We start from the raw sequence: 12,922 nt of genomic DNA on the forward strand, positions 1-12,922 counted from the left end.
AGGCACAGACAGGCCGCTATCGCGCCAGAAAATTTAAACGATAAATGCCAATGAAATTGGGATTGGAATCGTTGGGTATCCATCGGGTGTCCTTCCATGTCATAAGTTGTTGCAGACTGACTGCGCGCATTCCGTTGTCAGTTTTCGTGGCGCTTCCGGTGTGGTAGATGATGTAACGCCCCATCCAGACCATTAAGTGCTGAGCATCGCCCTGATCGAAAAAAATCATATCGCCAGGCAGCGCCTGGTTTATGTCCTGGCCTATAAAACGGCTGTTGTACTGAATCAAATTAATTGCGGTCACATAGGGGCCTGTTTTTCCGTTCCCCTGATTCCAGTTTTGCGCCAGTTGCCGCTGTTCAAGTGTTAGCGTCATCTCTGGCGGCAAATATTGATTAGATAAACCGTTACTTTTTAGCCATTTGCTGTCGTGAACTTTCAGCGCCTCGTTCGCCGCAAAGCGCACCAGGCCCGCACAATCCTGCTGATACCAGCGTGGACTTGGTCCCTGGCGGAGTTGTTCCTGAGCAACACGCACAAACCAGGCACGAAACAGCCCCGACTGTTCGACATTCAGCATTTCACCCTGAGCGCAAAAACAACACAGCCAGCAGATCAGCGCCAGAAGTCCGCGCCTCATAACGGCTGCCAGTTGACAGGTAGCCACTGCCAGGCGACGCCCGGTTTCATCTGATCCAGTTTCATCACATAACGCGGTTGTTGAGATAGAGCGTCCAGTTTCGGCATTAATAAAGTTTGCGCGGCGTTATAAAAAACCGGTTCGAGATTCTTCGGCAGACTGGTCAGCGTTTCGTTACGCAGCAGTTTCGCCACACCTTGTGGATTGATATAGACCGGAACGATGCCGTCATTGGGTATCACATCCACCATCGCCGGGCGGGTTTTATTCAGTGTTTGCAGCGCGTTATTAACCAGCGTGTCATCGAGGGAGAAAAGCAGCGTTTTGTTCTGCATTGCCAGCGACACGCGGAAAAAATAATCCGACATTAATTGATCTGGTTGCGCCGCCTGCGCTTTCGGATACTGACCATATCGGGAACTCACTTCGCGACGCCAGATTTGCGCTTCGCCCTGCTGTGTCTGGGTTACCGGCAATATACCTTCTGGCGCTTTGCTTTCTTGCGCACCAATATTTTGCGTAAACAGTTTCCCTGGCAGTTGCGCCTGTTCAGCTGAGCCATCAAACTGACCAACAAATAGCGGGGTTTGCAATTTTGAGTCTTCGTACCAGCACATCCCGGCAGCACCGTCTAACGCTCCATTCAGCTTGATGTTTTCCTGGCTGATGTGCGAAAGCATCTCTTCGGCAATACCGTGCGAATACGGCACCGCCACACAGAAGCTGGCTCCGGCAGGCATACTGTTCCACACGGGCGTGAAATCGAAACTGGCATCTACGCTTGCGGATTCATCATTTAACGCCAGAAAGCTATGCCAGCCGTCGTTGCCCATTTCGAAGCGCACGCCAGCAAAAGAAGGCATTAATCGCTGGTAGCCAAAACCCAGCAAATTTGCGCTGACCACGATGCGCTGGCGTACTGGCGTTTTTTCGGCAGTACGCTCATCCAGGCCAAAGCTGGCTTGCCAGCGTTTTTTACCGCTCAACAAATCACTTGCGATCGCCGTAGCTTCGGTATCCTGCTGGTCATCTTTAAACAGCATATCTGTGCTGGAAAACACCAACATATTGTCCTGATAAGTCGCAAACATCAGGGCGTTATTGCCGTTATAGCGCAACTGATAAACAGGAATGGTTTCGTTATTTAGCTTGATGCTACTGATTTCCGTCTTGTTTAACTGGCTATCGCTGGTGGCAGCAAACAGTAATGGCTCCAGCAATTTGCTTAAGCCGCTGCGCTGGATCAGCACCATATAATGTGAAAGATGGCCTTGTTTATCGTGCCATAACGCCGCCTGCGCAGGCTGGTCTAATAACGAGGAAAATAACTTATCTTTCAGCGTGAGATCGTGCTCATAGACAATGCGGCGAATGCTGCCTTCAATGCCCAGACGGTCGGCATGGTTCTGATAATAAAAAACGAAATCTTCGCTCAGGACATCATGAAGAAAAGGAATGGTAAGGAGATCTTTGGGAAGCTGGCTTAGAGAGTCGCTGTCGAGAAAGAGGTCCGGCTCATTGAGATCGATTTGCAGATTGTTGTGCACCACCAGCGGCGACAACGTTTTTTCTGGCCCATTGCCAGCATATTGCAATGCCCAGACGCCAGCGGAAAGCAGTGCTATTGCACCAAAACCTACAAGGCCATAAAACCGCCAGCCTTTCGCCTTTTTTTCACCACTCATTGCCACATTCCTTGTGTAAAGCCAGCCATTTTTTATGGGCGATGCACAACTTTATCGCGCCCTAATACGACAAAAGCCCAGACTTTACAGCCTGGACTTTTCAATTCAAAAAAGGGAGATGGCTCCCTTTTGGCATGAAGAAATAAAATTATTCTTCTTCTGGCTCGTCGTCAACGTCCACTTCCGGAGCGATTTCATCGTCCCCTTCCGCAGCACTGCCGTCGATGGTATCCAGATCTTCCTCGTCAACCGGTTCAGCAACACGTTGCAGACCCACTACGTTTTCATCTTCCGCAGTACGGATGAGGATCACGCCCTGGGTATTACGACCCACGATGCTGATTTCCGAAACGCGGGTACGTACCAGCGTACCGGCATCGGTGATCATCATGATCTGGTCGCAGTCATCAACCTGTACCGCACCAACCACTAAACCGTTACGTTCAGTCACTTTGATGGAGATAACCCCTTTCGTCGCACGCGACTTGGTTGGGTATTCCGCCACTGCGGTACGTTTACCATAACCGTTCTGCGTTGCGGTGAGGATTGCGCCATCGCCACGAGGCACGATCAGAGAGACGACTTTATCGCCTTCGCCTAAGCGAATACCGCGAACACCAGTGGTGTTGCAGCCCATCGCACGGACAGAAGACTCTTTAAAGCGCACCACTTTACCTTCGGCGGAGAACAGCATTACTTCATCTTCGCCGCTGGTCAGGTCAACGCCGATCAGCTCATCGCCTTCAACCAGTTTGATCGCCACTTTACCGGCGGTACGCAGACGGTTGAATTCGGTGAGGACGGTTTTCTTCACAGTACCGTTAGCGGTCGCCATGAAGACTTTCACGCCTTCTTCAAACTCGGTCACTGGCAGGATCGCGGTGATACGTTCGTCCTGCTCCAGTGGCAGCAGGTTGACGATCGGACGACCGCGCGCGCCACGAGAGGCTTCCGGCAACTGGTAAACTTTCATCGAATAGACGCGACCACGGCTGGAGAAGCACAGAATATGGTCGTGAGTGTTCGCCACCAGCAGTCGGTCGATAAAGTCTTCTTCTTTAATACGTGCGGCAGATTTACCTTTCCCGCCACGACGCTGCGCTTCGTATTCAGAAAGCGGCTGATATTTAACGTAGCCCTGGTGAGAGAGCGTCACGACCACATCTTCCTGGGTGATCAGATCTTCCAGGTTGATGTCGGCGCTGTTGGCGGTGATTTCAGTACGACGTTTGTCACCGAACTGTTCACGAACCAGCTCCAGCTCTTCGCGGATCACTTCCATCAGACGATCGGCGCTGCCAAGAATACGTAGCAGTTCCGCGATCTGATCCAGCAGCTCTTTGTATTCGTCGAGCAGTTTTTCATGCTCAAGGCCGGTCAGTTTCTGTAAACGCAGATCCAGAATCGCCTGGGCCTGCTGTTCGGTCAGGTAGTACAGACCGTCACGCACGCCGAACTCTGGCTCCAGCCATTCCGGACGCGCAGCATCGTCACCCGCACGTTCCAGCATCGCGGCAACGTTGCCCAGCTGCCACGGATTAGCAACCAGCGCGGTTTTCGCTTCTGCAGGCGTCGGCGCATGACGGATCAGTTCAATGATCGGGTCGATGTTCGCCAGTGCTACGGCTAATGCTTCAAGGATATGAGCACGATCGCGAGCTTTACGCAGTTCGAAAATAGTACGACGAGTCACCACTTCACGGCGGTGACGAACAAACGCCGCGATGATGTCTTTCAGGTTCATGATCTTCGGCTGACCATGGTGCAATGCCACCATGTTGATACCGAAAGAAACCTGCAACTGGGTCTGGGAGTAGAGGTTGTTGAGCACCACTTCACCGACCGCATCGCGTTTCACTTCAATCACGATGCGCATACCGTCTTTGTCAGACTCGTCACGCAGCGCGCTGATGCCTTCCACGCGTTTTTCTTTTACCAGTTCCGCAATCTTCTCGATCAGGCGCGCTTTGTTTACCTGATACGGAATTTCGTGGACGATAATGGTTTCACGTCCGGTTTTGGCGTCAACTTCCACTTCAGCACGGGCGCGGATATATACCTTGCCGCGACCGGTACGGTAAGCTTCTTCAATACCGCGACGACCGTTAATGATTGCCGCCGTCGGGAAGTCCGGCCCCGGGATGTGTTCCATCAGCCCTTCAATGCTGATGTCTTCATCATCGATATACGCCAGACAACCGTTGATGACTTCCGTCAGGTTGTGCGGCGGGATGTTGGTTGCCATACCTACGGCGATACCGGAAGAACCGTTCACCAGCAGGTTAGGAATTTTGGTCGGCATGACGTCCGGAATTTTTTCCGTGCCGTCATAGTTATCAACAAAATCGACCGTCTCTTTTTCGAGATCGGCCATCAGTTCATGGGCAATTTTCGCCAGACGGATTTCCGTATAACGCATTGCCGCCGCAGAGTCGCCGTCGATGGAACCGAAGTTACCCTGACCGTCTACCAGCATGTAACGCAGCGAGAATGGCTGCGCCATACGGACGATCGTGTCATAAACCGCCGAGTCACCATGGGGATGGTATTTACCGATTACGTCACCAACGACACGGGCAGATTTTTTATAGGCTTTGTTCCAGTCATTGCCTAGTACGTTCATGGCGTAAAGTACGCGACGGTGTACCGGCTTCAGGCCATCTCGGACATCTGGCAGCGCACGGCCAACAATGACCGACATCGCATAATCCAGATAGGAGCTTTTCAGCTCTTCCTCAATGTTGACCGGTGTAATTTCTCTCGCAAGGTCGCTCATCTAACCGCTATCCCTCTACTGTATCCCGGATTCAAAGGTCGCAAATTATAACACAGCCGCGCAGATTGAGGTAAACCTATACGCTTTATTCACCTGCAATGCCTGATATACTCGATTGTCTTGCCAATTACGGAGTAGAAGTGCCAATGAATGCCGAAAAATCGCCGGTAAACCATAACGTAGACCACGAAGAGATCGCTAAATTTGAAGCCGTCGCCTCCCGCTGGTGGGATCTTGAAGGTGAGTTCAAACCGCTGCACCGCATTAACCCGCTGCGTCTGGGCTATATTGCCGAGCGTGCTGGCGGTTTATTTGGCAAAAAGGTGCTCGATGTCGGTTGTGGCGGCGGCATTCTGGCCGAGAGTATGGCGCGCGAAGGCGCGACGGTGACCGGTCTGGATATGGGCTTTGAGCCATTGCAGGTGGCAAAGCTGCACGCACTGGAAAGCGGCATTCAGGTAGATTACGTGCAGGAAACCGTGGAAGAGCACGCGGTAAAACATGCCGGGCAATATGATGTGGTGACCTGCATGGAGATGCTGGAGCACGTCCCCGATCCGCAGTCAGTGGTCAGAGCCTGTGCGCAACTGGTGAAACCGGGCGGCGATGTCTTTTTCTCGACGCTTAACCGCAACGGCAAGTCATGGCTGATGGCGGTGGTTGGCGCGGAATATATTTTGCGCATGGTGCCTAAAGGCACGCATGATGTGAAGAAATTTATTAAACCGGCAGAACTGCTGGGCTGGGTAGATCAGACCAGTTTAAAAGAGCGTCATATGACCGGGCTGCATTACAACCCGATCACTAATTCCTTTAAACTCGGCCCCGGCGTGGATGTGAACTATATGCTGCACACGCAGAATAAGTGAGATTGTTGACCGGATTCATCCGGCAACCGTACCAATGCCTGATGCGACGCTTGCCGCGTCTTATCAGGCTTACAAATGACTCCCCCGTAGGTCGGATAAGGCGTTTACGCCGCATCCGGCAACGATGCCGGGCGGACAACAATTACCATTTCACCGTCATCGACAAAAATCCTGCCGTCTGGGCAAAATCATCACTTCCCTTCTGCCACGCGACACTGCCGCGCAGGGAAACTCGCTGGCTAATATTGCCAGTTATCCCCACTTTTATTTCACCACGCTGCTTCGCCGCATCGTCGCTGATATTGCTGCCATCTTCTTCAATTTCCGCCGAATTGGGATCGTGATAATAATTCAAATCCAGGGTTGGCGTGATATAGAAAGTATTACGCCATTCGCTATGTATCCCGACACGCGTCAGAATATCATCGCCCTGCGATTGCGACACCCGCGCACGGTTAGCGGCGGTAAAATCATCCTGCTGCACGCCCTGATAAACCACCTGCGCCTGCGGTTCGATTACCACACTATGCCCCGGTAACCACTGATACCCTGCTTCCAGCGAGGCGATAATCCCCGACGAGTGGTAATGATCCGTGCCGTCGCCTTGTTCGGAAACATCATTGCTAAACCACGCATATTGCAGCCAGCTATCCAGCCACGCCCCCTGCTGCTGGCTACCATGCTGAAACCAGCTCGAAGTCAGCCCAACGGCATAACCGTGGTTCTGGTTATCGGCGCGAGTTCCGGTCATATTCGAGCGGCTGTCGCCCTGGTTATCGCTGTAGCCACCTACAATCCCAAGCATCCATTCGCCATCATCGCCCCATCGCCCGCTAAACAGGTCGCCGCTAAGCTGCACCGTAGAGGTGTCTTCATGCTGAGCCAGCTGCCCCGCCGCCGTGTAATGATAACGTCCACCGATAATACGCAAATGCAGCGTCTGACCGTTGCTACCTGCGTGATCGCGTCGCTCCATCACAAACGCCTGATTTGCCGCCCGCAGGTTATTAAGATATCCACCAATTTTTGCATTCAGCACCGGCTGATAAGCGGGCGTTGGATCTGGAGCCGGCGTGGGATCGGGAGTCGGATCAGGTGGCGATGGTGGCGTGACTTTTTGTGATCGCAAATACCAGTCGTTGTTCTCTTCCACCAATGTATAGTCGTAAGCGCCCATATTGACGTAGCCGCTGCCCGCCAGACTGAACTGCGCATTATTTTGAAATTGCGTGGTATCGCCAGCGAAATCAACCACTTTTATACCTGTAGATGTCGGCTCGCCAATGCCAGTAATGGGGTTAACCACCACGGTCGTGCTGCCAGCGGTATTGCCGTTCAACACCAACTGGTCGCTTACCGAGTCATCGCCGTTTAATTCGCTGTCGAGAAACAGCGTACCGCCACCGTTGTAATCACCGTTTACGGTCAGGGTATCGCCAGCGACGCCATTTTGCAGGCTGACCGCGCCGAAAGTATTGCTCAGATCACCATTGACCGTCACACCTGAAAGATAAGTCAGGCTGTCAGTTTCAAGGTCGGTATTAAGCTCGCCTGTCAACGTAGCGCCATCGGTGGCATTCACCAGCGTACCGCCACCGTTAAACAATGAGGCGTCAAGCGCCACAGACGTATCCTGCCCGGTTAAACGCAAAACCGTGCCATCGCTGATGTCGATAGTGCCGCTGGAACTGGCATCAATAGACTGAATATCCTGATCCGCGCCAGTCTCGAACGTTGCCCCGTCACCAACCCACAGCGACGAAGCGTAAGGAAAGATATCCGCAACATCACCTTTCAGCGTACCTTCTTCCACTCGCACCGCCGACTGCGCCGTGCCGCTGGCAGTCAGTTCCAGCGTTCCTGCACCGGTTTTCGTCAGTGTGGTTCCCGCGTCCTGCTGCTGTCCACTGCTGTCGGCCATCAATGCGCCCCACTGCGTCACAGCACCATCATCAACCACAATTTCGCCATCAGCGCGCATTTCGATATCACGCCCATGACCAGCTATCGTAGAGCGAGTATCGACATCAGCCGTAATCTCCATCGCGCTATCTTGTTGATTATCAGTGAAGATAACCTGGCGGTTATAGTGAGTATCACCAAGCTGAGAATTGTTGCTCACCACCAGCGTGCCGGAAGCGATTTGTGTTGTGCCGAGGTATTGATTGTCATTCGCCAGGCTTACCTGTCCATCGCCTGCATCTACCACTACATAGACGCCTTTTTTCCCGTCATCGCCAATATGCAAATCCTCACCACCATAAAGATCGACAACGTCCTGCTGACCAATTACCGTACCGCCACTGCCACTGATTTCCAGCCCATCGTTCTCTGACATACCGCTCTGCCAGGTGGTGAAATCGGAGAGATCTAATACGCCACCGTTTAACACAATTGACTGCGGATCGTCCTGCATCGCCGCCAGATCCGCCGCGTTTCCCGCCAGCGAGAGAATTGCGCCATCTTCTACCACGACATCGCCGGTCAGTGCCATCGACTGCGCCCCCGCCAGCACATAGCTACCATTTTCGGCAATGGTCAGTTGTCCTCCACCTTCAATAGTTCCGCTAAACCCGCCGGCATTTACAGTCACGTTACCGCCAGCATCAATATTTAAAGTGCCATTCTGAAAACCCGTCAGTGAGTGAACAAAAGTCTGCTGTGTTGCGCCAACGTTAAGTTCTGCCTGATCATCCCGATGACTGATACTGCCGACCATCAGGCCATAGCAATTTTGTGGATTACTCTGGCAACGATCATCGCCAACATTCATCAGCGAATTGCTACGCCCCAGCGTCACTTCACCGTTTTCAACCCGCATCTCGCCGGTAAAATTATTATTATCCGCATTAAGCACCAGTTCGCCTGCGCCGGTTTTGCTGATACTTCCGGTTCCGGCAATGGAATCGAGCGCACCATCGTTGCTCAGGTCACCAATAATCAACGTTTTATTACCAGCGATATCAAACCTGACCTGACTTGAATCGATGTACATAAAGCCGCCCGCCGACGCAGATGGCGCATCGCCATATCCTGTGGCACTGTTGTTCTCATCCACCAAAACGCCACCGTTGTAGCTGTAGCTGGCATCAACCGAAATATCAATAAGATAGGGAGAGTTCGCACTACTGCTATAAATTGCACCACCGTAACCTTCAGCAATATTATCTGTAAACGTGGTGTTATTAATTATTGTGAACTCTGATGGGTGAATGGTTTCCGTATTATTATCGGTGATATCGATAGCGCCACCATCGCCATCACTGTAACTTGTTGATGTATATGCCCGATTATTATTAAAAATCGTGTTATTTAAGTAAACATTATTATTAATCGAATAAATTGCGCCACCTTTGCCATCGTTAGCAATATTACCTGTAAATACAGCATTGGTAACGCTAAGATCAATATCACCAGCGTCATTTGTACCCGCAGAATAGATTGCCCCGCCATATCCTCCTGCCACATTACTGTCGAAGATAACCTGAGTAAGATTCAGCGTTGAGTTTTCTTTCGCAAAGATAGCACCTCCATTATTATATTCACCACTCACGGTATTATTTTCGAACAGAGTCATACCTGTTCCACCTTGTGCTGACAATATGAAATCAGCTCCTTGTTGTAAAAATACCGCTCCGCCACTGGCATCATTTGCCATAGAGGAAAAAATAAGCCATTGCCCGTCAGCAACACTCCAGGTCTGCATACTACCTGAGAGGCTCTGGCGACTGGCCAGGCAACTGGTAGAAACATTAACCCCCTGACATGAAGCCAGAATCTGCGACGCCGCGTTTGCACGCGTAAACACGCAAGCAACGACAGCCGGGAAAATTAACAGATACCCTTTCCTGATAAAAATAATCCATTTTTTATTCATGATCTGACAGCCTGTGAGAAATAACACGCTATCATTAAAAGGCATATTGCGATTGTAGATAATAACCAATTGTAAACAAGAAATTTTTAAAATAAGCGACTAATAATAATATTTCCAGAAAGGTATAAATTATTTCTTTCAAAGCTTACTTAATTATTAAACTATGATAATTAAAACATATTAAACTGATTAATTCATTTCTTGTTTACCTGGAATAGTCAATATCGCAAACTTTAATTTTACATCTACTGATTAAAAAATATCTGTTTCGTGAACTCCCCCCCTTTACATTTGCTCACATCATAAACATAACAATAAGTGTCGACATGATATGAGTTTGTGATGGTATCAATTTTCGCCACATCTGACATAAGCGCAATAAATAACCTGGATCAATAATTATCTTAAATTGAACGTTCAAGAAATCACCGAACGGTTATTTTTAACAATTTTTTCTCTTCCCATTGACTTTCCCGAACACCTTGTCTGACCTAAGGTGCGTGGAAGTCGCCTTTTCCGTCGCGAGTTATCCACAAAGTTATGCACTTGCAAGAGGGCCATTTTCACACTATCTTGCAGTGAATCCCAAACATACCCCCTATATATAGTGTTTGTAGCGGCTTCCCTCACTACAGGTAGTCTGCATGAAACTATTTCGGAAAGAACAGGTACTACATACATGAATCAGAATCTGCTGGTGACAAAGCGCAACGGTAGCACAGAGCGCATCAATCTCGACAAAATCCATCGCGTTCTGGATTGGGCGGCAGAAGGACTGCATAACGTTTCGATTTCCCAGGTCGAACTGCGCTCCCACATTCAGTTTTATGACGGTATCAAGACTTCTGACATCCACGAAACCATTATCAAGGCTGCCGCAGACCTGATCTCCCGTGAAGCACCGGATTATCAGTACCTCGCCGCGCGCCTGGCAATTTTCCACCTGCGTAAAAAAGCCTACGGTCAGTTTGAGCCGCCTGCGCTGTATGACCATGTGAAGAAAATGGTCGAAATGGGCAAATACGATAATCATCTGCTGGAAGACTACACGGAAGAAGAGTTCAAGCAGATGGACACGTTTATCGATCACGACCGTGATATGACCTTCTCTTACGCTGCCGTTAAGCAACTGGAAGGGAAATATCTGGTACAGAACCGCGTCACCGGCGAGATCTACGAGAGCGCCCAGTTCCTCTATATTCTGGTTGCTGCCTGCCTGTTCTCAAACTACCCGCGTGAAACGCGTCTGCAATACGTGAAGCGTTTTTACGACGCGGTTTCCACATTTAAAATTTCGCTGCCGACGCCAATCATGTCCGGCGTGCGTACCCCGACTCGTCAGTTCAGCTCCTGCGTACTGATTGAGTGCGGCGACAGCCTGGATTCCATCAATGCGACATCCAGCGCGATTGTAAAATACGTCTCCCAGCGTGCCGGTATCGGTATCAACGCCGGGCGTATTCGTGCGCTGGGTAGCCCGATTCGCGGTGGCGAAGCGTTCCACACCGGTTGTATTCCGTTCTACAAGCATTTCCAGACCGCTGTGAAATCCTGCTCCCAGGGCGGTGTGCGCGGTGGTGCAGCAACGCTGTTCTACCCAATTTGGCATCTGGAAGTAGAAAGCCTGCTGGTGCTGAAAAACAACCGTGGGGTTGAAGGCAACCGCGTGCGTCATATGGACTACGGGGTACAAATCAACAAACTGATGTATACCCGCCTGCTGAAAGGTGAAGATATCACCCTGTTCAGCCCGTCCGATGTGCCAGGGTTATACGACGCGTTCTTCGCCGATCAGGAAGAATTTGAGCGCCTGTACACTAAATATGAAAAAGACGACAGCATCCGCAAACAGCGTGTGAAAGCCGTTGAGCTGTTCTCGCTGATGATGCAGGAACGTGCGTCTACCGGTCGTATCTATATTCAGAACGTTGACCACTGCAACACCCACAGCCCGTTTGATCCGGCTATTGCACCAGTGCGCCAGTCTAACCTGTGCCTGGAAATCGCCCTGCCGACCAAACCGCTGAATGACGTCAACGACGAAAACGGTGAAATCGCGCTGTGTACGCTGTCTGCTTTCAACCTGGGCGCAATTAATAGCCTGGATGAACTGGAAGAGCTGGCGATTCTGGCGGTACGCGCACTCGACGCGCTGCTGGATTATCAGGATTACCCGATCCCGGCAGCCAAACGCGGAGCGATGGGTCGTCGCACGCTGGGTATTGGTGTAATCAACTTCGCTTACTACCTGGCGAAGCACGGTAAACGCTACTCTGACGGCAGCGCCAACAACCTGACGCATAAAACCTTCGAAGCCATTCAGTATTACCTGCTGAAAGCGTCTAATGAGCTGGCAAAAGAACAAGGTGCGTGCCCGTGGTTTAACGAAACCACTTACGCGAAAGGTATCCTGCCGATCGATACCTACAAGAAAGATCTGGATGCTATCACCAATGAACCGCTGCATTACGACTGGGAAGCGTTGCGTGAGTCAATCAAAACGCACGGCCTGCGTAACTCCACGCTTTCTGCTCTGATGCCGTCCGAGACCTCTTCGCAGATCTCCAACGCCACTAACGGTATTGAACCGCCGCGCGGTTACGTCAGCATTAAAGCGTCGAAAGACGGTATTCTGCGCCAGGTGGTGCCGGACTACGAACACCTGCACGACGCCTATGAGCTGCTGTGGGAAATGCCGGGTAACGATGGCTACCTGCAACTGGTGGGTATCATGCAGAAATTTATCGATCAGTCGATCTCTGCTAACACCAACTACGATCCGTCACGCTTCCCGTCAGGAAAAGTGCCGATGCAGCAGTTGCTGAAAGACCTGCTCACCGCCTACAAATTCGGGGTCAAAACGCTGTATTATCAGAACACCCGTGATGGCGCTGAAGACGCGCAGGACGATCTGGTGCCGTCAATCCAGGACGATGGCTGCGAAAGCGGCGCATGTAAGATCTGATATTGAGATGCCGGCTGCGGCGTGAACGCCTTATCCGGCCTACGGCTCGAATTTGTAGGCCTGATAAGACGCGCCAGCGTCGCATCAGGCTCTGGATGCCGGATGCGGCG

The 12,922-nt window shown here is 51.1% G+C and carries 6 protein-coding genes; 2 read left to right on the forward strand and 4 right to left on the reverse strand.

All coding sequences use genetic code 11. The features are described 5' to 3' along the window. Positions 1 to 16 precede the first annotated feature (16 nt). From HEM79_RS06915 to gyrA, 3 genes are all read right to left on the reverse strand, one after another. The gene (locus HEM79_RS06915; RefSeq protein ID WP_176242278.1) at positions 17 to 640 is read right to left on the reverse strand and encodes a DUF1175 domain-containing protein; all 624 of its coding nucleotides are present in this window, start codon (positions 638 to 640) and stop codon (positions 17 to 19) included. Then, entirely contained in the window at positions 637 to 2,325 is a 1,689-nt protein-coding gene (locus HEM79_RS06920; RefSeq protein WP_176242279.1) for a DUF2138 domain-containing protein, read from the reverse strand. The genes HEM79_RS06915 and HEM79_RS06920 overlap by 4 nt, the downstream gene beginning before the upstream one ends. 148 nt (positions 2,326 to 2,473) lie before the next feature. After that, positions 2,474 to 5,101 (reverse strand): DNA topoisomerase (ATP-hydrolyzing) subunit A, encoded by a 2,628-nt coding sequence (gyrA, locus tag HEM79_RS06925; RefSeq protein ID WP_001281237.1) that lies wholly within the window; start codon positions 5,099 to 5,101, stop codon positions 2,474 to 2,476. 146 nt (positions 5,102 to 5,247) lie between these two features. Between gyrA and ubiG the strand changes: the two genes are divergently transcribed. Beyond that, complete coding sequence (ubiG, locus tag HEM79_RS06930) at positions 5,248 to 5,970, forward strand: bifunctional 2-polyprenyl-6-hydroxyphenol methylase/3-demethylubiquinol 3-O-methyltransferase UbiG (RefSeq protein ID WP_105284956.1); 723 nt, start codon at positions 5,248 to 5,250, stop codon at positions 5,968 to 5,970. A gap of 142 nt (positions 5,971 to 6,112) precedes the next feature. Here the strand turns inward: ubiG and yfaL are convergent, their stop codons facing one another. Further along, the gene (gene yfaL / locus HEM79_RS06935; protein WP_176242280.1) at positions 6,113 to 9,847 is read right to left on the reverse strand and encodes an AIDA-I family autotransporter adhesin YfaL/EhaC; all 3,735 of its coding nucleotides are present in this window, start codon (positions 9,845 to 9,847) and stop codon (positions 6,113 to 6,115) included. Between the two features lie 679 nt (positions 9,848 to 10,526). Between yfaL and nrdA the strand changes: the two genes are divergently transcribed. Then, the gene (gene nrdA, locus HEM79_RS06940; RefSeq protein WP_001075192.1) at positions 10,527 to 12,812 is read left to right on the forward strand and encodes a class 1a ribonucleoside-diphosphate reductase subunit alpha; all 2,286 of its coding nucleotides are present in this window, start codon (positions 10,527 to 10,529) and stop codon (positions 12,810 to 12,812) included. Positions 12,813 to 12,922: the final 110 nt, after the last annotated feature.

It is taken from the genome of Escherichia sp. 93.0816, assembly GCF_013368855.2.
Lineage (GTDB): Bacteria > Pseudomonadota > Gammaproteobacteria > Enterobacterales > Enterobacteriaceae > Escherichia > Escherichia ruysiae.